A 20879-nucleotide genomic window follows, 5' to 3' on the forward strand; every position below is an offset into this window, starting at 1 on the left:
GCACGCAGTTACTTCCTTTCTGTCCGATAACCATGGGGGATCCATGGCCCCCATTTAGCCTCGTAAAGCGCTTTGTTTTGTTCGAACAGTGCTTGTCGATCGGCACTACGCAGTTTGTTGAACGAGGCAGACAGATGGTGATGGATGAATACGTCTTCGGCGCAGGCTACCGAGCGCCCTAGCTGTTGGATGCGCCGGCAGTAATCATCATCCTCGAAGAAGCCGCGTCCGAAGGCCTCATCCAGTGGGCCAACCGCTTCATAGATCGCGCGTGGGAACATCACGCAGAAGAACGCCGCTGTATGCAGCTTGTGCGTCTTTCCGATATTGGCGCGTGTATATTGACTCGACGCAGCCAGCATCTCTTCCATGCTGGAGTAGTGAATCTGGATCTTGGCTTCGTTGCCAATGTTGTTGGTAACGGGGCCGATGATGCCGAGTGTCGGGTCACGTTCCAGGTGGCGGTAGAGCGTGCTCAGCCAGCCCGGGGTGACATAGGTATCATTGTTAAGCAGGACCAGATAGTCGCCGTCGGCAACGGCCAGGCCCACATTGTTACCGGCAGCGAAGCCTAGGTTGTCTTCGTTCAGAATCAGGCGGCGGTTACCGCCTTCGCTGGCCCACTCGCGCAGGTAGTCTGGCGAGCCGTCGGCAGAGGCATTGTCTACGACAATGATCTCGAAGTTATTGTAGTCGGTGTATTCATCCAGGCTGCTCAGGCATGCCTTGGTAAGTTCCAGGTTGTTGTATGTGACGACCACTACACTGATGCGCGGGCCATACTGTTCGGGGTTCTCGACAACTTCCGTGAGTTGCCCGGCGCGGTGCAACCATGTCTGGTTGCTGGCAAAGGACTGCCGAAGCTGAACATCATGCTCGCTGCTGGGGTGAGTCAATACCTGATCGACAGCATCAAGGAAGGCTTGGTGATCCGGCGCCGTGTGCACCAGGTTCTCAAACTGGCGAATTTCCGGTAGGTCTACCGAAACCACCGGTTTGCCGGCGCTCAGGTACTCATACACTTTCACAGGGTTGGTCGCCAGCGTAAGCGGGATCACTTTGAATGGCAGCAGGCACACATCAAAAGCGTGCAGGTAGCCAGGGAGCTCGGAATAAGGTTTCTCGCCAGTAAACACTACGTTGTCGTACCTGGAGAGGCGGGCTGCTGCGTTCACCGTGTCTGCGCCAATCAGCAGGATGAGGTGTTGAGAAAAGCGCGCTGCGATGGCTTCTAGCAGATCGACATCGAACCACTCTGCAATGGCGCCATAATAGCCAATGATCCGCCGCCCTTCCTGGGCCTTGAAGACCTCTGTAGGGCGACGGGCGAAGTGCCCGTACTCACCTGCGTTGCGAATGAGCGCACGTCGCGAGGTGCTTTTGCCCACCAGCTCATCGAGCCAGGACGAGGTAGTGATGGTCAGGTCCGAGTTGGACACCAATGCTTTTTCAATGGCGAGCATCTCTTCGGAAACATTGCCAAAGCCTTCATGGTGGTCCATGCAGTCGTACACGACCTTGCTGTTTGGCAACACCGTTGCAGTCTCGTACCAGAAGGCGTGCTGCACCACAGATACCAGCGCTCGCGAGTTGGCCCAGCTGAGCACGCTGCCTATCGAGTTGCGCAACTGATTGGTAGTGTCCACACCTGCTGGGTTGTAATAGATGACAGGTGCACCTTTGGCATAAAGGTTGATCTGGAACAAGCGCCCATCGCTGTCCAGTTGCTCGACATTGAAACCTTCATCTGGGCAGTCGACCAGGTTGACAGAAACATAGAATACCCTGCGGCCAGCCTTGGCCAATGCCTGCGCAAGCTGTTGCGGGCGTTGATGGCGGAAGTGCCAGTCGATGACGCCCCAGAAAATATAGTCGGGCAACCCGGGGGTTTGTGCTGCTGGCTTGATGGTTGGCAAGGCAAATTTGCCCCGTGCCACAGGCAGCGGCGTGTTGATCACCGACTGCCCCTTGGATTTTCGATACAGCTCAAGCGCTTGATGCTTTAGCTTGGCGGGTAGTGGCAGACGATGGAAACTGCTTTTACAGAGCTGCTTCAGCGTTTGCTTGTCTTGCGCGATCAGGCCGTGTTTAGCCAGCCGCATGGCAAAGCGAAGCGGCGAGGTGAGTTTCCACGAGTGGCTGTTCAACAACCGCGCATGGTCGCTGCTGAGCCTGGCATGGGATAGGTGTGCGTCAGTGAGGCGGCTCTGCAGATTTGCCTCACGCTCGGCTGCTTCGCTGAGCGCCTTGGTGGCGTCGGCTAGGTCCCGGCGGGCGTGGTTAAGCTCGTCCAGTGCCTGGCGAGTCTGCTTGTGAATCTCGAGCTCATGGGGCATCAGCTTACCCACTGTGGTTTCAATTTCCATAGAGTCCAGGGTCGGACCGACCTGTGTGAGCAGGTTATGGCTGACATACACTAGCAGTATCTGCTCGCCCGGCCAGTAGCTGGGTGCCCGGTCGCCCGTTGTAGTTGAGCGAGAGTGGACGAGCGTCCATTCGTTCATGTTGAACGGAATGTTGGTGTAGTCGAACGTGTAGAAATGCTCTTTGATACGTTCGTGCTCGCGGAATGGCAGTAGCAGAACGACAAAGTCGTTGGCGTGCGCCGCGACCTTTTTCAGTACTTCCCACGGCTGGTCGAAGTGTTCCAGGGTGTTCGAGGAGAACAGGACGTCCCAGCGATGTGAGCTATTTTCGCCTAGGAAATCAACACATAGAAAATCTTGGGATTTGTATTGTTCAACTGCCTTTTCAATGGCCTCTGGCGAAAAGTCGACACCCGTCACTTTTTTCAGACCTAGCAGTTCAGCCAGGATTGCCGTACCGTCGCCTTGGGCACAACCCCAGTCGCACAGGGTAAGGTCGTTGGCTCGCCAATAATCGATGAGCCATTCGGGCATCAGTTCCATGGCGACTTCGCTAAAGAAGCGACTCTGCTCACGCCCCAGGTTTTGCTCCCAGTCGGTTGAGAAGCGGTGATCCCAGTAAGTCAGAGAATTGACATCGCCTGGCGCATTGTCTTGGGTGTTCGGGTCACAAGGCTGCTTCATCGGGTGAGTCATCCTTAAATCGAGGTATTAGCGTTGATCGCCGTCATGGATACGGACATGCGCGGCATGAACTGTCCAAACGGGTTGCTCACAAAAGAAGAGGAGAAATACTGCGCACCTTCCACATATTCGTAATAGTGGATGCTGGCCGATGAGCGATTTTCAACAGCGGCGACCAGCAGGTACTCGCCGGTTATCAACGGGTTTTCAAACACGAACGACACTTCGTCCTGAGTGGAATTGTCATCGAAGAAGTGATCATGGTTCCACGTGCTGCCGACTACCAGATCGGTACCTGCTAGGTTCTTCAGCGAAAACGAAACTGACAGCCCATCTGTGCTTTTCAGCATGTGTGGGCGGAAGCGAATTTTTACCGTGATGGGCTCGTAGTCGACAAACAGGCTTTTTTGTTCGCCTTGGCTGTTGTACAGCCCGGCACTGACGATCAGGCCCACATGTGAGCCCCAGTGATTTATTGGCCGGTGTTGCAGTGGCGTTGCCGCCGCCGTTTCGACTTGGGGAGTATCAGCTGGCTCTGCGTCGGGCTTGCTGCCGTTGAACAGATGCTCGGTATACAGTGCGGTAATCATGAAGACGTCGCCAATGCCGCGTACGAGGCCTTTATCGAGCCAGATGGCTCGATCACACAGACTGCGCACGGCACCCACATCGTGCGAGACGAACAGGATGCTCACGCCAGACTTTTTCATTTGTTTGATGCGATCCAGGCATTTGGCCTGGAATCGGGCGTCACCGACAGAAAGTGCCTCGTCTACGACCAGGATGCTCGGGTTGGTGTGGATGGCCACGGAAAAGGCCAGGCGTACGTACATGCCAGAGGAGTAGGTTTTGACCGGCTGGTCGATGAAACTGGCAATTTCGGCAAACTCTTCGATGGCAGCGAACTGCTGATCGATCTGCTCTCTGTTCAAGCCGAGTATCGCGGCATTGAGGTAAACGTTTTCCCGGCCGGTAAACTCTGGATTGAACCCGGCACCTAGCTCCAGCAGTGCAGCGATACGGCCTTTTACCGTGATGTCGCCGGCGCTGGTGTTGAGTGTGCCGCAAAGCATTTGCAGGAGGGTGGACTTGCCCGAGCCATTGCTGCCGATGATGCCAACGGTTTCACCCGCCTTGATTTCGAACGAGACGTTCCTGACAGCCCAAAATTCCTGGCAATAGTTGCGCCGGCCGCGACTGAGCATCTGCAAGAGCCTGTGGTGAGGCTTCTCATAGATTTCATAGCACTTGGATACATCGGTCACTGTTATGACGTTGTCAGAGCACATCTGCAAATCCTTTGCGAGTTTTCTGGAACCAGGCGAAGCCGCAGATCGCGGCCAGGAGGCCCAGCGCATAGAGGTACGCAAGTGCGGTCAGGTCTGGAGGGTTGCCAAAAATCAGCACGTTGCGGCTTTGCTCGATAATGGTCGCTAGAGGATTCAGCCGCAGCCACTCGTGGTAGGCGACCGGCAGGGCTGTGATGGGGAAGAATACTCCGGACATGAAAAGCAGGATGGTCGTGATCATGTTGGTGACTTGGCTAACGTCGCGTAGGTAGACGCCGAGCGATGCGATGAACCAGCTGAAGCCGAGCGTGCCGAGAATGAGCGGCACAATGACGAACGGGAACAGCAGGGCGGTGCTGGGTACCGAATGGTTGAGCAAGAGTATCGCAAGTAACAGAACGATAAAGTTGACAAGCGAATGAAAAAGTGAAGAAAGCAGTGCCGCCCAAGGAAGGATCTCCAATGGGAAAACTACTTTCTTAACGTAACTGACGTTGGACGTTATGAGGTTGGGCGAGCGATTGATACATTCGGCGAAAAGACCGTGCAGGATCAGGCCAATATACAGGATAACGGCAAAGTCTGACTTGCTTTCTTCGAGGTTGCCGCCCCAGCGTGCCTTGAACACGACAGAGAAGACAAAGGTATAAATGATTAACATCAGAACAGGGTTGAAGAAAGACCACGACAGGCCAAGAATTGATCCCCGGTAACGATCAAGGACTTCTCGCTTGCTCAACTGCACAATCAAAAGCTTGTTGCGCCAAAGGCTTTTGGCCATCTCCATCGGCGACACTGAATAATTTTGCATTAAGCACGCTCATTTCCATTAACCAAATAGGGAGTTTGCATGCTCCCGGTTGTACAGCCGCTTCATCCTGGCAGGCCTTTCCCAACCATTCACCAAGAGGATCGGCGGCAAGACGCCTCCTGGGGACGATTTCAGATCACATCCTACTGGTCTGAGTGAGCCTTTGCTAGGGGGAGTGCAGCGGCGCTGGGAGGAGCCTTGGCTGCAGGTGGTAGGCGGCTAGCTGTATATGCTGCATATATAGAGAAGGCGCTTTGCGATGGCTGTTCCAGGTGGGGGCGTGGCGGTAAAAAACGTACGAGACCTTCGGAAAAGAGCTACGCAGTTTGGTGAAATTTCCTGTGCAGTATTGGATTTTCAGTCGCCGATGAAAATGGCAATATACTGGCTCTTGAATGCCGATGCTTTCAGGCTAAGCCTGTATAGCAGCTGTGGAGCCTGAGTATCGTTTTGGTTTTGACAACGTCTTTTTTGTTGTGTATGTGTCGTGTTGCTGCCAGGGCAATGGCTGCATTTAAGATTTGCTTGCCGATACAGCCTTGACGATGGGCGGATCGCATTGCGTCAACCCAAATGGGTGGCGGTCGATATGGACTTTTCTGGATCTGATGTATGGATCAAGCTGCTACCGGCCAATCAAACTTCATGCCTACGCTTCCAATTCCTCGCTTCAGCCTGTGCCGGGCGCATTTGTTGCGGCGCCCCCGCCACGCATTCTTGCAGTAACGGTTTACCCGTCCAGGATGCGCCACAGGGGCGATTTTCGGTAGCTTTTGCGAGTCATTTTCCATGGATAGATCAACAATACTTGTTACAGGAGCCAGTGGGTTCGTAGGCGGTGCACTGTGTCGCAAACTGGTCGAGCTGGGCAGGTACGCCCCCCGAGCGGCATTGCGTAAGGCCGGCGTTAGCCTGCCTTCAGGCGTGCTGCCGGTAGCCGTGGGCGAGCTGACGTGTTCCACCGATTGGGCATCTGCCCTCGTCGGGGTAGACGTGGTAATCCACGCAGCCGCTCGCGTGCATGTGATGAAGGAAACAGCCTGCGACAGCCTGGCCGAGTTCCGCAAGGTCAATGTAGATGGCACCTTGCGCCTGGCCCGGCAAGCCGCTGCAGCCGGTGTGCGGCGCTTTATCTTTATAAGTTCGATCAAGGTCAATGGCGAAAGCACTCCCTCTGGGCAACCCTTTCACGCGGACCAAGAGCCTGCTCCGCAAGACGCCTACGGCATATCAAAGCTCGAAGCGGAGCAGGGCTTGTGTCAAGTGGCGCGAGCCACGGGCATGGAGGTGGTGGTGGTACGTCCGGTACTTATTTACGGGCCCGGGGTGAAGGCCAACTTCCAGAACATGATGCGCTGGGTGCAGCGCGGCATACCGTTACCATTCGGAGCTGTCGACAACCGCCGCAGCTTGATTTCAGTCGTCAACCTTGTTGACCTGATCGTTACCTGCATCGACCATCCACAGGCTGCAAACCAGACGTTTCTCGCAAGTGACGGCGAGGATGTCTCTTTGACTCAACTGCTACGCCAGTTAGGCATTGTGCTTGGTCGTCCGGCTCGGTTGATTGCGCTACCACAAGGAGCCCTGCTGCTTGCCGCGCGAGCGCTTGGCCGGCGCGATCTCGCTCAGCGACTGTTTGGCTCATTGCAAGTAGACATTGACAAGAACCTCCAGTTGCTCGGCTGGGTCCCGCCGTTGACACTGGAGCAAGGCCTGGCCATGACCGCTCGATCTTTCCTGGAAAAACAAGATTTATGATTTGGTTGATTTTGACGGCAGGCCTCGCCTCGCTGCTGCTGACCGCCGCGTTGCGCCGTTATGCACTCGCCCGCAGCCTGCTGGATATTCCTAATGCGCGCAGCTCTCACTCCCTGCCAACGCCACGCGGCGGTGGGTTAGCGTTTGTCCTTACATTTCTGGCTGGGACGTTGGTGCTGGCATGGACTGGCTCCATCACGCCAGCGCTGCTGTGCGGGGTGCTTGGCGCGGGCGGGGGAATTGCCCTGATCGGCTTTATGGACGACCACGGGCATATCGCGGCTCGCTGGCGTTTACTGGGCCACTTTGCAGCAGCAGGATGGGGGATGTACTGGTTGGGAGGTATGCCGCCGCTCACAATTTTTGACGTGGAGCTTGCTCCGGTCGCAATCAGGATTGTCTTTGGTTTGCTCTATCTCGTGTGGTTGCTCAACCTCTATAACTTCATGGACGGCATTGATGGCATCGCCAGCATCGAGGCGATTTGTGTTTGTCTTGGGGGCAGCCTGCTTTACTGGATAACTGGTAATACACAGGCCATCTGGTTGCCCGTGCTGTTGGCAATCACAGTGGCCGGGTTCCTGTTCTGGAACTTTCCGCCAGCGCGGATTTTCATGGGGGATGCTGGTAGCGGTTTTCTGGGTATCGTGCTGGGGCTGCTGGCATTGCAGGCAGGCTGGATAAACCCACTATTATTCTGGGGGTGGTTAATACTTTTGGGTGTGTTCGTGGTGGATGCCACGTTCACGCTGATGCGGCGGCTGGTAGGTGGCGAGCGGGTCTACGAGGCGCATCGAAGCCATGCCTATCAGCACGCGTCGCGCCGGCATGGCAGCCACCTGCCGGTAAGCCTATCAGTGGCGGTCATCAATATGCTCTGGTTGCTGCCAGTGGCGGTAGCGGTAGTGATCCTGAAGGCCGATGGCGTGCTGGGAACCTTGGTTGCCTATGCACCTCTTACGCTGCTGGCGGTCAAGTATCGTGCCGGAGAACGGGAGTAGCATGGTTCAACACAGCAGGCTTGGCACGATCCAGTTGTTTGTGCGTTCAGGCTGGCAGGGCCTCTGGTCGAGCAGACGAGGCACATTGGCACCAAGGAGCGCAAGATGAAAAATGAGACCAATAAGGAACTTCGCGAGTACCTGGTGAGCCTTTCTCGGCAGAAAAAGCGGCTCTTGCAGGTGTGCACCGATGTTGGGTTGGTCTGGGTTGCCTTGTGGTTGTCGTTCATCGTGCGGTTGGGGATCGATGAAATGTACAATCCCATCATCGAGCACCTCTGGTTGTTCGTTGCCGCGCCACTGGTAGCGGTGCCGCTATTCATCCGCTTCGGCATGTATAGGGCAGTGATGCGCTATTTCGGTAATGACGCTCTGGTGGTGATTTTCAAGGCGGTTACCTTGTCGTCGCTGATTCTTGCCCTGGTGGTTTACTGGTACAGCAATCACAAGGTAGTGATCCCGCGCTCGATCATCTTCAACTACTGGTGGTTGAGCCTGGTCATCATCGGTGGTCTGCGCCTGGTCATGCGCCAATACTTCCTCGGTGACTGGTTCACAGGGAGCCATCAGAGTCCGTTCAAGCATCGCGATGAAGGCCCGATCAAGGTTGCCATCTACGGCGCAGGCACGGCGGGCAACCAATTGCTGGCGGCATTGCGGATGGGACGGACGATGCGCCCTGTGGCCTTTATCGACGACGATCGTGACCTAGCCAGTCGGGTTATTTCCGGGTTGCAGGTCTACACGCCGAAGCATTTGCAGGCGCTACTCAAAGAAACCGGGGCTCAGGAAGTTCTCCTCGCGCTACCTTCAGCCTCACGCGCCCGGCGCAGAGAAATCCTGACGCTGCTTGAAGCCTACCCGCTTCACGTACGCAGCGTACCCGCTTTTGCCGATCTGGCGAGCGGCCGAGTCAAGGTTGATGATATTCAGGATGTCGATATTGCCGACTTGCTCGGGCGCGATCCGGTTCCGGCGCAGGGGGATCTGCTTGAGCACTGCATCAAAAAGCAGACCGTATTGGTGACGGGTGCTGGCGGCTCGATTGGTGCCGAGCTTTGCCGGCAGATCGTTGGCCTGGGCCCCAAGACCTTATTGTTGTTCGATCACAGTGAATACAACCTTTACAGTATTCTCAGCGAACTGGAGCAGCGCATCGCACGGGCATCATTGTCGGTACGGCTACTGCCGATGCTGGGGTCGGTGCGCAATCAGCAGCACCTTGTCGACATCATGAGTACCTGGCGGGTAGATACGGTGTATCACGCGGCAGCGTACAAGCATGTGCCGATGGTTGAGCACAACATGGCCGCCGGTATTGTCAACAACGTGTTCGGCACGCTCAATACCGCGCAAGCGGCGCTGCAGTCCGGGGTTGCGAATTTTGTACTGATCTCCACCGACAAGGCAGTGCGCCCAACCAATGTGATGGGCAGTACGAAACGACTCTCCGAATTGATCCTGCAGGCACTGAGCCGTGAAGCTGCACCGGTGTTGTATGGCGACAGCGGCAAAATTGCTCGGGTGAACAAGACCCGTTTCACCATGGTGCGCTTTGGCAATGTGCTGGGCTCGTCCGGGTCGGTAATTCCGCTGTTTCACAAGCAAATCAAGCACGGCGGTCCGTTGACGGTTACCCACCCCAAGATCACGCGCTATTTCATGACGATTCCCGAAGCTGCTCAACTGGTCATTCAAGCGGGCTCGATGGGGCAGGGCGGGGATGTGTTCGTGCTGGACATGGGCGAGCCGGTGCGCATTACCGAGCTGGCTGAAAAAATGATCCATCTGTCGGGGCTGAGTGTTCGTTCCGAGCAAAACCCGAGTGGGGACATCGCCATAGAGTTCATTGGCCTGCGACCGGGGGAAAAGCTCTATGAAGAGCTGCTGATTGGCGAAAATGTCCAGGTCACACGCCATCCCATGATCATGTGCGCCAATGAAGACTACCTGCAGTGGGACATGCTCAAGCAAAACCTGGAGGCACTGTTGGCGGCCATTTCCGCCGATGACTTCAAGACGGTACGTCAATTGCTGAGGAATACCGTGAGTGGCTATACGCCAGGTGGCGAGATTGTCGATTGGTTGTACGAGCGCCAGCGACAGGAGCCGTAAAGGGCAGCGCTTAACGTTACAGATAAATCAGGCGCCACCCTCAAGGGGTGGTTTGCCATTATGAAAGTCAAAATCTTGCCGGGTTTAGATACCAAGGGAAAACGGAAAATGACTATTTTGGTAACAGGTGGTGCTGGCTTTATCGGCGCAAACTTTGTCTTGGACTGGTTGACTGGCTCGGACGAGCCCGTCGTCAACCTCGACAAACTCACCTACGCAGGCAACCTGCAAACCCTGAGCAGCCTGGAGGGTGACCAACGCCATATCTTCGTGCACGGCGACATTGGCGACTCCGAACTGGTAGCCCGCCTGCTCAAAGAACATCAACCACGCGCTATCGTCAACTTCGCCGCCGAGTCCCACGTCGACCGCTCGATCCACGGCCCGGAAGACTTCATCGAAACCAACATCGTCGGCACCTTCCGCCTGCTGGAAGCCGTGCGCGCACATTGGGGCAACCTGGACGAAAAGGCCCGCCAGGCGTTCCGCTTCCTGCATGTGTCCACCGACGAAGTGTACGGCTCGCTGGCAGCCGACGAACCTGCCTTCACCGAAACCCACCAGTACCAGCCGAACAGCCCATACTCTGCCAGCAAGGCCGCCAGTGACCATCTGGTGCGCTCGTACCACCACACCTACGGCCTGCCGGTGTTGACCACCAACTGCTCGAACAACTACGGCCCGTACCACTTCCCGGAAAAGCTCATCCCGCTGATGATCGTCAACGCCCTGGCTGGCAAGCCACTGCCGGTGTATGGCGATGGCCAGCAGATTCGCGACTGGCTGTACGTGAAAGATCACTGTAGCGCCATCCGCCGCGTGCTGGAAGCGGGCACTACCGGCGAGGTGTACAACGTGGGCGGCTGGAACGAAAAGCCCAATCTGGAAATCGTCAGCCGTGTGTGCGCCCTGCTGGACGAACTGCGCCCCCGCACCGACGGCAAGCCTTACGCCGACCAGATCACTTACGTGACCGACCGACCAGGCCATGACCGCCGCTACGCCATCGACGCCCGCAAGCTGGAGCGCGAACTGGGCTGGAAACCCGCCGAAACCTTCGAAACCGGTATTCGTAAAACCGTCGTCTGGTACCTCGACAACCAGAAATGGGTTCAGAACGTACAGTCCGGCAGCTACCGCGACTGGGTAGAGAAGAACTACGCAGGGCGTTCTGCATGAAGATTCTGCTACTGGGAAAAGACGGCCAGGTAGGTTGGGAGTTGCAGCGCAGCCTGGCTCCCCTGGGCCAGCTGCTGGCGCTGAACAGCCGTAGCCAGACGCACTGCGGTGACCTGGCCAATCTGGTTGCCCTGGCCGAAACCGTGCGTGTCTACGCCCCTGATGTCATCGTCAACGCCGCCGCCTACACTGCCGTCGACAAGGCGGAAAACGACCGCGAGCAGGCCTTCAAGGTAAACGCCGAAGCTGTGGGCGTTCTGGCCCGCGCCGCCGTCGACTGCGGCGCGTTGCTGGTGCATTACTCCACTGATTACGTGTTCCCGGGGCAGGGCACCCAGGCGTGGCGCGAAGACGACAGTGTCGGCCCGCTGAACACCTACGGTGAAAGCAAGCTGGCGGGTGAGCAAGCCATCCAGGCTGCAGGCTGCCAGCATCTGATCTTCCGCACCTGCTGGGTGTATGCCGCCCGCGGCACAAACTTTGCCAAGACCATGCTGCGCCTGGCCGCCGAGCGCGACAGCTTGGGGGTGATCGACGACCAGTACGGCGCCCCGACCGGCGCCGAGCTGATCGCCGACATTACTGCCCACGCGATCACCGCCACCCGCCGCAACCCGGTCCTGGCCGGGCTTTACCACCTGGCGGCCGGTGGCGAAACCACCTGGTGCGGCTATGCCCGCTACGTGCTGGAGCAGGCGGCGACACAAGGTGTAGTGCTGAAAGCCAAAGCCGAACAGGTCAACCCGCTTACGACCGACGCTTACCCGACCCCAGCCAAACGGCCGACAAATTCGCGTCTTGATACCAACAAACTGCAGAAGGCATTTGCCCTGACCCTGCCAGACTGGCGCCAGGGAGTGGCCCGCATGCTCAAGGAAATACACGAGAAATGACCACCATGAAACGTAAAGGCATCATTCTGGCTGGTGGTTCGGGTACCCGCCTGCACCCGGCAACCTTGGCAATTTCCAAGCAGTTGCTGCCGGTGTACGACAAACCGATGATCTACTACCCGCTGACCACGTTGATGCTGGCGGGCATCCAGGACATCCTGATCATCTCCACCCCGCAAGACACCCCGCGCTTTGAGCAACTGCTGGGCGATGGTCATCAGTGGGGTATCAACATCAGCTATGCCGTGCAGGCCTCGCCTGATGGTTTGGCTCAGGCCTTCATCCTTGGTGAGTCGTTCCTGGCAGGCCACCCTAGTGCACTGGTGCTGGGTGACAACATTTATTACGGTCACAACTTCCATGAATTGTTGGCCAGCGCAATGCTACGGCCGGACGGTGCCAGTGTATTTGCCTACCACGTGCATGATCCTGAGCGTTACGGTGTTGTTGAGTTCGATCACAACGGCACCGCCGTAAGCCTGGAAGAAAAGCCCCAGGTGCCCAAGTCGAACTACGCCGTCACCGGTCTGTACTTCTACGACAACCAGGTAGTCGACATTGCCAAAGGCATCAAGCCTTCGGCCCGTGGCGAGCTGGAAATTACCGACGTCAACCGCACCTACCTCTCGCAAGGGAACCTGTCGGTAGAAATCATGGGCCGTGGTTATGCCTGGCTGGATACCGGTACTCACGAATCGTTGCTGGAAGCCAGTCAGTTCATCGCAACCATTGAACACCGCCAAGGCCTCAAGGTTGCTTGCCCAGAGGAACTGGCCTATCGCATGAAATGGATTGGCGCAGAGCAGCTTGAGGCGCTGGCCAAGCCACTTACCAAAAATGCCTACGGTCAATACTTGATGGGGTTGCTGAAGTAGCAAGCAGATAGCGGTGCCGGTTAGCCGCCACCGCATTTGCGGGTAAACCCGCTCCTACACTGACCGGTGGAGCGGTACAAGACGGTGTACAAGCGAGTCTGCCCGCGATGGGCCGGGCCATAACCGTCGTATCTACAGCCCGCCCGGCGGCAATGTGACCCTTCCCACACCCCAGGGTTTTCCCTCCTACCCCAACCCGCGTATTATCCGCACACACAAATCTGAATGTTCCCACGCTGGCCCCGGACCGAAAGTCTTGTGCCCCCAGCGTACAAAGTGTCTTCAGATACCCAGACAATCATCAGTGACATAAAACGACCGGCCAGATTCATGGCCAGGCCAGGCAAGCCGGCTGTCCGACGGATGGGACGGTGCCCGATGAGATTTGAAGGAATAGGTTTTGATCAAGCGTAGAAAGGTTGCAATTGTTGGCTGTGCGTACCGTTTTCCGGGCTCCTCCAACACCGGTTTCTGGCAAAACCTGATGGAAGGGCGCGACCTGGTGACACAGGTCGACCCGTCCCGCTGGGACAAAAGCGAGTTCCTGCACCCCGACAAATCCAGCCCGGCAACCAGCTATACCTTCGCCTCCGGCACCTTGGGTGACATCAGCGCGTTCGATGCAGGCTTTTTCAGCATTTCGCCGCGTGAAGCGGCCATGATGGACCCGCAGCAGCGCATGCTGCTGGAAATGTGCTGGGAAACCTTCGAAAACGCCGGGGTCAAACCCTCCAGCCTGCGCGGCAGCAACTGCGGCGTGTACCTGGGCATTGCCGGTGTCGAGCAGTCCTACCGCCTGGTCGAGGACCTGTCGTCCATCGATGGCGCAACGGCCACCGGCAACACCATGAGCATCGCGGCCAACCGCCTGTCGTTCTTCTACGACCTGCGCGGGCCGAGCATGGCTATCGACACCGCGTGCTCCTCGTCGCTGGTCGCCTTCCACCAGGCGTGCCAGGCCATTCTCAGCGGGGATGTCGATCAGGCCGTCACCGGCGGCATCAGCCTGCACATGCACCCGTTCGGCTTCATGATTTTCGCCAAGGCGACCATGTTGTCGCGCACCGGTCGCTGCCAGTCGTTCGACGAAAACGGTGACGGCTACGCCCGTTCCGAAGGCGGTGGGCTGTTCCTGCTCAAGGACTACGACCAGGCGGTGGCTGACGGCAACACCATCCTGGCAGTCGTCGCGGCCAGTGCGGTGAACACCGATGGACGCAAGTCCAGCCTGACCTTGCCCAATGCCGAGGCCCAGGCCGCATTGCTCAAACGTGCCTACGCCCAGGCCGGCATTGCCCCCGAGCAACTGGACTACCTGGAAGCCCACGGCACCGGTACTGCTGTTGGGGACCCGATCGAAACCCGCGCCATCGGCGAAGCACTGGGCCAGGCACGCGGCGCCGGCAACCCGCTGCCGATCGGCTCGGTGAAGAGCAACCTCGGCCACCTGGAGGCCGCCTCCGGCGTGGCCGGCCTGATGAAAGCGCTCAACTGCCTGGCCGAGCGCACCGTGCCCGCCACCATAGGTGTGCAGGCGCTAAACCCGAATATCGCTTTTGGCGACCTCAACCTGCAGGTGGTCACAGCGCCCTTGCCGCTGAAAGCCGACGGCCAGCTGACAGTGGGTGTGAACTCGTTCGGCTTTGGCGGGGCCAACGCCCACGTCATCCTGCAGAGCCCAGAGCTGCAAGCGGCAGCTCCAGCAGCGGCCAACGCCCGCCGGGTGCCGCTGCTGCTCAGCGCCAAGACCGAAGAGGGCCTGCGCGCAATGGCCGAGCGGTTCGCCGCCTACCTGGCCGAGCAGGCCGAGGCTGACTACTACGATGTGGCCTACCAGGCGATGTTCCGTCGGGATGCGCACAACCATCGCCTGCTGTTGGTCAGCGACAATGCCGCCGAAGCTGCCCAGGCCCTGGATGACTACGCCCAGGACCCGACCCTCAGCGAACTGAGCGCGGTGCTGGAAGCCGGCCAGGCGCTGGACAATGCCTCGGCGCCGGTGTTTGTCTATTCGGGCAACGGTTCGCAATGGCAGGGGATGGGCCGGGCGATGCTCGACCAGCCACTGTTCGCCGCTGCGGTGGATGAAGTGGACGCGCTGTTCCAGCCGCTGGCAGGTTATTCGCTGCGCGCCGAGCTGCTGGGTGACAACGGCGAAGGCCGCTATGCCCGCACCGAAATCGCCCAGCCAGCCCTGTTTGCCCTGCAAGTGGCGGTTACCCGGGTGCTGGCAGCCGAAGGTATCCACCCGGTGGCCGTCATCGGCCACAGTGTGGGTGAGGTGGCGGCGGCCTGGGCCAGTGGCGCCCTTAGCCTGGAGGATGCCACCCAGGTCATCTACCACCGCAGCCGCCTGCAAGGCCTTACCCGTGGCACCGGGCAGATGACGGCGGTCGGGTTGTCGGGTGACGCCACCGCGCAACTGATTACCGAACTGAAGCTGGATGGCCGCCTGGTGGTGGCCGGTGAAAACAGTGCCCGTGGCGCCACCGTTGCCGGTGAAGTTGACGCGCTGGCACTGCTGGAAGAGGCCCTGGGCGAGCGCCAGGTGTTCGCCCGCCGGCTCGACCTGGACTACGCCTTCCACTCGCCTGCGATGAACCCCATCGAGCAGTCGGTGATCGCCGATCTGGCCCATATCCGTCCGCGTGGCACGCGTATCCCGTTCTATTCCACCGTGGTGGGCGGGCAGCTGGAAGGCGAGCGCCTGGACAGCCACTACTGGTGGCAGAACATTCGCTTCCCGGTACTGTTCCAGGGGGCGTTGGCTGCCCTGGTGCGCGGCGGCCTGAACCTGTTCGTCGAAGTGGGCCCGCATGCGATCTTGCGCAGCTACGTCAACGATGTACTGGCTGAATGCGAACAAGCTGGGCAGGTAATTGGCACCCTCAAGCGTAACGACCACAGCCCTGTGCTGCTGGAGCGTACGGTAGCGCGCCTGCTGATCGCAGGTGCCGAACCCCAGTGGCAAGCCCGCTTCCCGGTGGCCGGGCGCCAGGTGCGCTTGCCCAACTATGCCTGGCAGCGCGACCACTTCAGCTTGCCGGTCAGCGCCGAATACAACAGCGCATTGGGGCGTGAGCGCGTGCACCCGCTGCTGGGCTACCCGGTACACGACCAGGCACTGACCTGGGAAAACCGCCTGGACACACAGCAGTACCCGACCCTTGCCGACCACAAGGTGGGCGAGTCGGTGCTGTTCCCGGGGGCCGGCTTTACCGAGCTGGCGCTGGCGGTGGCGCAACTGCACCAGCCCGGTGAGTTCGTCGACATCGAAGAGCTCGAAATCCACAACCCGCTGCTGCTGAGCAGCGAGAGCATCAAGAAAGTGCGCGTGCAGGTGGAAGAGGCCGACGGCACCCTGCGCATCACTTCACGCACCCTGGCGCAGCGCGAAGACTGGGTACAGCATGTGGTCGCGCGCCTGCCGGGTGAAGCCCGCGGTGTGTTGCTGGGCGCCCGCGCGCCGGCGCTGCCAGCCCGCCCGGCAGACTTTACCGGTGAGCAGCACCTGGCACTGACCTGCGCGGTGGGCCTGAACTATGGCCCAGCCTATCAGACCGTGGCCGCAGCCTGGGTCGAGGCCGAGCGCGTGGTGGCGCAACTGGTGGTGCCGGTCGAGATTGAACACGAACTACCTGGCCTGCACCTGCACCCGGCATTGCTGGACGGCGCCTTCCAGCTGATTACCGAGCTGCTGGTCAGCAGCCCGGGCCGTAACGACGGCCTGGCCTTCATCCCGGTCAAACTGGGACGTATTGCCTTTACCAACGCTGGCGGTGTGCCGGTGCTGGCCGAGGTGCACCAGCGCAAGCGCACTGCGCATTCGCTGCTGGTCGACTTCACCCTGTTCGATGCCAGCGGCGCTGCCGTGCTGGCGGTCAAGGACGCGCGCATGCGTGCCGTGCGGCTGCAGTACGACCGCAGCGGGGATATCAAACGCATGGGCCATGTGGGCTTGGCAGCACCAGGCCAGGTGGTGCCGCTGCAGCGCCATGCCGTGGCCCGCACTCCGCTGGCCGATGCCCTGCAGCGCTTGGCCGACGAGCCGGCCCAGGTGCGTTACCTGAATGAAGTGGAGCCACTGCTGGACGTGTTGTGCAGCAGCTTTGTGCTGGATGCCGTCGAACAAGCCGGTGGCCGCCTGAGTGCAGCGCAGATAGCCCTGTGGTCGCAAACCCAAGGCGACTTCCTGGCAACCCTGCTGCGCCACGCCGAGCAAGACGGCAGCCTGCTGCGCAGCGCCGACGGTGGCTGGCAGCTGGCCGAGCAGGGCGAACGCCCGGCATCGGAGGCCATCTGGCAAGAGCTGTTCCAGAGCTACCCCGAGTACTTCCAGATTATCCATTCGGTTGGCCGAATTGGCCGCTACCTGCCGGCATTGCTGGAGGGCAGCCAAGCGTTCGACACGCTGCAGCCGCGGGAAACCAGCAGTGCCAGCCTGGCACGCCTGGTGCTGGGTGCGGCGGGGCAGCAGCACCTGCTGAGTGGCATTGGCCAAACCCTGGCTCAGCGCCTGGCGCAACTGCCGGCCGGCCAGCGCTTGCGCGTGCTGGAGCTCGGCTTTGGTGGCACCTCGTTTGCCGAGCTGTTGTATGCCGGCCTGGATTTCGACCGCATCGACTATGCCTATTGCGTCGCCGAGCCCGAGCTTGAGCAACGCCTGCATGACGATTGCCCGGCGCTGAACGTGCTTGGCCTGGAGCAACTGGCCGAAGCGGGCACATTCGACTGGGTGCTGGTGCCGACCGACCTGGGCGCGCTGGGTGCGGTGGGCGATGCCCTGCGCCAGGCCTGCGCCCAGCTCAACCCCCATGGCCAGTTGGCGCTGCTGGGGCAGTACCCGGCACGCTGGGTCGATTTTGTTTTCGGCACCCAGCCCGACTGGTGGCTGGCCGGCCCGCAGCAGGCGTTGTCGCGCCAGCAAGGCCCGGCGTTCTGGCAGCATGAACTGCAACGCCATGGCCTTACCACGCTGCGCACCCTCGATGCCTTGCCGGGTAATGCATGTGGCAGCTATCTGCTGCTGGCCGACAAACCTGCGAGCGCTGGCGTTGACGCCCCCGCAGTCGCGCTGCAACGCTGGGCCGTGCTGGCCGAAGCGGGGCAGGGGGCTGCACTGCACCTGGCCGAGCAACTGCGTGCCAAGGGCCAGCAAGTAGACATGCTGCAACCGGGGGATGCGCAGGCACTGGCCGAGCAACTGCGCGGCCTTTCCCAGCCGCCGGAGCACGTGTTGCACCTGGCCGGCTTCGACAGCGGTGCCGGCCTGGATGCCCAGGCCGAGCGCTGCCTGCAGGCAGCTGCGCTGGTGCAGGCCTGCGAGTCGCTGGGCATTGCCCCGCAGTGCTGGCTGTTCAGCCGTGGTGCAGCCGAGCACCTGTATGGCAGCGACACCGCCGCCGATGTTGCGGCCATTGCCGACGCTGCGTTCTGGGGCTTTGGCCGCACCTTGGCCAACGAGTCGCCCACCTGCCGCATACGCCAGCTTGACCTGGCACACACCGCCCCTGTCGAGCTGGCACTGCCGGCGTTGCTGCATGCCGACAGTGAAACCGAGCTGGCCCTGGATGCTGAAGGCCGCCGTTACGTGCCACGCTTGCGCGTGCTGGCGAGCCAGCCAGGCAATGTGGATGCTGCTGCGCAGTGGGTATGCCTGGGCTTCGACTTGCCTGGCCAGTTGCGCAACCTGCGCTGGGAAGTGCGCGAGCCGCGTCAACCGGCGGCGGACGAGCTGGACATTGCTGTGCGCGCCACCGGCCTTAACTTCCGTGATGTGATGTTCGCCCTTGGCCTGCTGTCGGACGAAGCCATCGAAAACGGTTTCTCTGGCCCCACCCTGGGCTTTGAGTTTGCCGGTGTGGTGCATGGCAAGGGTGCCGAGGTGGTGGGTGATTTCGCCCCGGGCGACCGCGTGGTGGGCTTTGGCCCCTGCAGCTTCGCCAACCGCCTGGTCACCAACGCCAACGCCGTGGCGCGTATTCCCGAGGGGATGTCCTTCGAGGCCGCTGCGACCATTCCTAGTACCTTCTTCACGGTGTACTACGCACTGCATCATCTGGCGCGCCTGGAACCGGGCGAGAAAGTGCTGATTCATGGCGCTGCCGGTGGCGTGGGTATTGCTGCCATCCAGATCGCAAAATGGCTGGGTGCCGAAATCCATGCCACCGCCGGCAGCGACGAGAAGCGTGACTTCCTGCGCCTGCTGGGCGTAGACAACGTCTACGACTCGCGTTCGTTGGCCTATGCCGACCAGGTGTTGGCGGCCACCGGTGGGCGAGGCGTCGACGTGGTGCTCAACTCGCTGGCCGGTGAGGCCATCAACCGCAACTTCCAGGTACTGAAACCGTTTGGTCGGTTCCTTGAGCTGGGCAAGCGCGATTTCTACCAGAACACCCGTATCGGCCTACGCCCGTTCCGCAACAACATCAGCTACTTCGGTATCGATGCCGACCAGCTGATGAGCGAACGCCCCGCGCTTACCCGCCGCCTGTTCGCCGAAATGATGGACCTGTTTGCGCAGGGCATCCTGCACCCGCTGCCGTTCCGCGAGTTCGACGCCAACCAGGTGGTCGAAGCCTACCGCTACATGCAGCAGGCGCGGCAGATTGGCAAAGTAGTGGTGACCTACGCCAACCCCATCCTGCAAACCGTCGACACCCGTGCGCAACCGGCGCGGGCGCTGCAGCTTGCCGCCGATGCCAGCTACCTGGTCACCGGTGGCCTCGGCGGCTTTGGCTTGCGCACGGCACAGTGGTTGATCGACAAAGGTGCCCGCCACCTGGTGTTGCTGGGCCGCCGCGGCCCGGCCAGTGCCGAAGCCCAACCGCAGTTGGCGCTGTGGCATGCCCAAGGCATCGATGTACAGGCCGTGGCGTGCGACATCACCGACCGTGGCCAGTTGCATGCGGTGTTCGAGCGCATTGCCGCCAGCCCATGGCCGCTGCGCGGCCTGGTGCATGCGGCGACGGTGATCGACGACGGGCTGATCCGCAACCTCGACGCAGAACAGTTGCAGCGCGTGCTGGAGCCCAAGGCCAAAGGTGCGCAGTACCTGCATGAGCTGACCCAGGGCCTGGCGCTGGACTTCTTCGTCATGTTCTCTTCGGCCACGACCCTGTTCGGCAACCCTGGCCAGGCCAACTATGTGGCGGCCAACCATTGGCTGGAAGCCCTGGCGCGGCATCGTCGCGCGCAGGGGCTGGCTGCCACGGCCGTGTTGTGGGGCGCCATTGACGATGTCGGCTTCCTGGCCCGTAACAGCCAGATCAAGGACGCCCTGCAAAGCCGCATGGGCGGTGCGCCACTGCGTGCAGAGGTGGCCCTGGCGCAACTGGAGGCCATGCTGCTGGACGGCGACAACGGCCACGGCGTGCTGGAGCTGGAGTTCAAGGCACTGTCGCGCTTCTTGCCGAGCGCTACCACACCGCGCTTTGCCGAGTTGGCCCGTGCTTATGGCAGTGACCAGGAAGATGACGGTGGCGGTGAAGACATCCAGCGCATGCTGGCGGAACTTGACGATACCGAGTTGCTCGAACGCTTCGCGGAAATGCTCAAGCACGAGGTGTGCGAGATTCTGCGCCTGCCACCCGCGCGCCTGGATGCCCAGCGCCCGCTGCAGGAGCTAGGCCTCGATTCGTTGATGAGCGTGGAGTTGGTGGTGGCGCTGGAGGAGCGTTTTGGCATTCGCCTGCCGGTGATGGAGCTGAGCGACAGTTCCAGTATCGACAAGCTTGCCGCGCGCTTGCTGGAGTTGTTGCGCGGTGAGGCGGGGAGCGGCGATGAGCAGTTGGCGCAGAATGTGCTGGCTCGGCATGGCAGCGAACACAGTGCCGAAGAGTTGGCGCAAATGAACGCAGCCTTGGCCGACAGCAGCGCGGCACCCAACCGATTGATTGATTAAGA

10 protein-coding genes are annotated in these 20879 nt (G+C 60.1%); 7 read left to right on the forward strand and 3 right to left on the reverse strand.

Translation table 11 applies throughout. From position 1 onward, the window contains the following. Nucleotides 1-8: 8 nt before the first annotated feature. Genes QQ992_RS06985 through QQ992_RS06995 form a run of 3 tightly spaced genes read right to left on the reverse strand, consistent with a single transcriptional unit; the run spans nt 9 to nt 5150 of the window. Nucleotides 9-3050 (reverse strand): glycosyltransferase, encoded by a 3042-nt coding sequence (locus QQ992_RS06985; RefSeq protein ID WP_286112737.1) that lies wholly within the window; start codon nt 3048-3050, stop codon nt 9-11. A gap of 14 nt (nt 3051-3064) precedes the next feature. Further along, complete coding sequence (locus QQ992_RS06990; RefSeq protein WP_286112738.1) at nt 3065-4339, reverse strand: ABC transporter ATP-binding protein; 1275 nt, start codon at nt 4337-4339, stop codon at nt 3065-3067. After that, nucleotides 4329-5150 carry an ABC transporter permease gene (locus tag QQ992_RS06995; RefSeq protein WP_286112739.1) on the reverse strand — a complete coding sequence of 274 codons (822 nt, stop codon included), beginning with the start codon at nt 5148-5150 and terminating at the stop codon, nt 4329-4331. The genes QQ992_RS06990 and QQ992_RS06995 overlap by 11 nt, the downstream gene beginning before the upstream one ends. A gap of 789 nt (nt 5151-5939) precedes the next feature. Here QQ992_RS06995 and QQ992_RS07000 point away from each other — a divergent pair. From QQ992_RS07000 to QQ992_RS07030, 7 genes are all read left to right on the forward strand, one after another. After that, on the forward strand, nt 5940-6911 hold the full coding sequence (locus QQ992_RS07000) for a UDP-glucose 4-epimerase family protein (protein WP_286112741.1): 972 nt from the start codon (nt 5940-5942) through the stop codon (nt 6909-6911). Next, entirely contained in the window at nt 6908-7912 is a 1005-nt protein-coding gene (locus QQ992_RS07005; RefSeq protein WP_286112742.1) for an MraY family glycosyltransferase, read from the forward strand. Before QQ992_RS07000 ends, QQ992_RS07005 begins: the two co-directional genes overlap by 4 nt. Nucleotides 7913-8017: 105 nt before the next feature. Next, nucleotides 8018-10027: a polysaccharide biosynthesis protein gene (locus tag QQ992_RS07010; protein ID WP_286112743.1), complete on the forward strand. Its 2010-nt coding sequence runs from the start codon at nt 8018-8020 to the stop codon at nt 10025-10027. A gap of 108 nt (nt 10028-10135) precedes the next feature. Further along, entirely contained in the window at nt 10136-11206 is a 1071-nt protein-coding gene (gene rfbB, locus QQ992_RS07015; protein ID WP_286112745.1) for a dTDP-glucose 4,6-dehydratase, read from the forward strand. Continuing rightward, a complete protein-coding gene (rfbD, locus tag QQ992_RS07020) occupies nt 11203-12099 on the forward strand; it encodes a dTDP-4-dehydrorhamnose reductase (RefSeq protein WP_286112747.1) in 897 nt (298 codons plus the stop codon). Before rfbB ends, rfbD begins: the two co-directional genes overlap by 4 nt. 5 nt (nt 12100-12104) lie before the next feature. Further along, a complete protein-coding gene (gene rfbA, locus QQ992_RS07025) occupies nt 12105-12974 on the forward strand; it encodes a glucose-1-phosphate thymidylyltransferase RfbA (RefSeq protein WP_286113905.1) in 870 nt (289 codons plus the stop codon). Nucleotides 12975-13374: 400 nt separating this feature from the next. Continuing rightward, nucleotides 13375-20877, forward strand: a complete 7503-nt coding sequence (locus QQ992_RS07030) for a type I polyketide synthase (RefSeq protein ID WP_286112749.1) — start codon at nt 13375-13377, stop codon at nt 20875-20877. The last annotated feature ends 2 nt before the right edge of the window (nt 20878-20879 follow it).

Origin of the sequence: Pseudomonas kurunegalensis (assembly GCF_030291635.1) — a bacterium.
Classification (GTDB): Bacteria; Pseudomonadota; Gammaproteobacteria; order Pseudomonadales; family Pseudomonadaceae; genus Aquipseudomonas; species Aquipseudomonas monteilii.

What these genes read in the sequence shown, in the direction of transcription:
- QQ992_RS06990 (WP_286112738.1), bottom strand. Translation starts at nt 4,339, where the DNA reads ATGTGCTCTGACAACGTCATAACAGTGACCGATGTATCCAAGTGCTAT.
- QQ992_RS07000 (WP_286112741.1), top strand. Translation starts at nt 5,940, where the DNA reads ATGGATAGATCAACAATACTTGTTACAGGAGCCAGTGGGTTCGTAGGC.
- QQ992_RS07005 (WP_286112742.1), top strand. Translation starts at nt 6,908, where the DNA reads ATGATTTGGTTGATTTTGACGGCAGGCCTCGCCTCGCTGCTGCTGACC.
- QQ992_RS06985 (WP_286112737.1), bottom strand. Translation starts at nt 3,050, where the DNA reads ATGAAGCAGCCTTGTGACCCGAACACCCAAGACAATGCGCCAGGCGAT.
- rfbB (WP_286112745.1), top strand. Translation starts at nt 10,136, where the DNA reads ATGACTATTTTGGTAACAGGTGGTGCTGGCTTTATCGGCGCAAACTTT.
- QQ992_RS07010 (WP_286112743.1), top strand. Translation starts at nt 8,018, where the DNA reads ATGAAAAATGAGACCAATAAGGAACTTCGCGAGTACCTGGTGAGCCTT.
- rfbD (WP_286112747.1), top strand. Translation starts at nt 11,203, where the DNA reads ATGAAGATTCTGCTACTGGGAAAAGACGGCCAGGTAGGTTGGGAGTTG.
- rfbA (WP_286113905.1), top strand. Translation starts at nt 12,105, where the DNA reads ATGAAACGTAAAGGCATCATTCTGGCTGGTGGTTCGGGTACCCGCCTG.
- QQ992_RS06995 (WP_286112739.1), bottom strand. Translation starts at nt 5,150, where the DNA reads ATGCAAAATTATTCAGTGTCGCCGATGGAGATGGCCAAAAGCCTTTGG.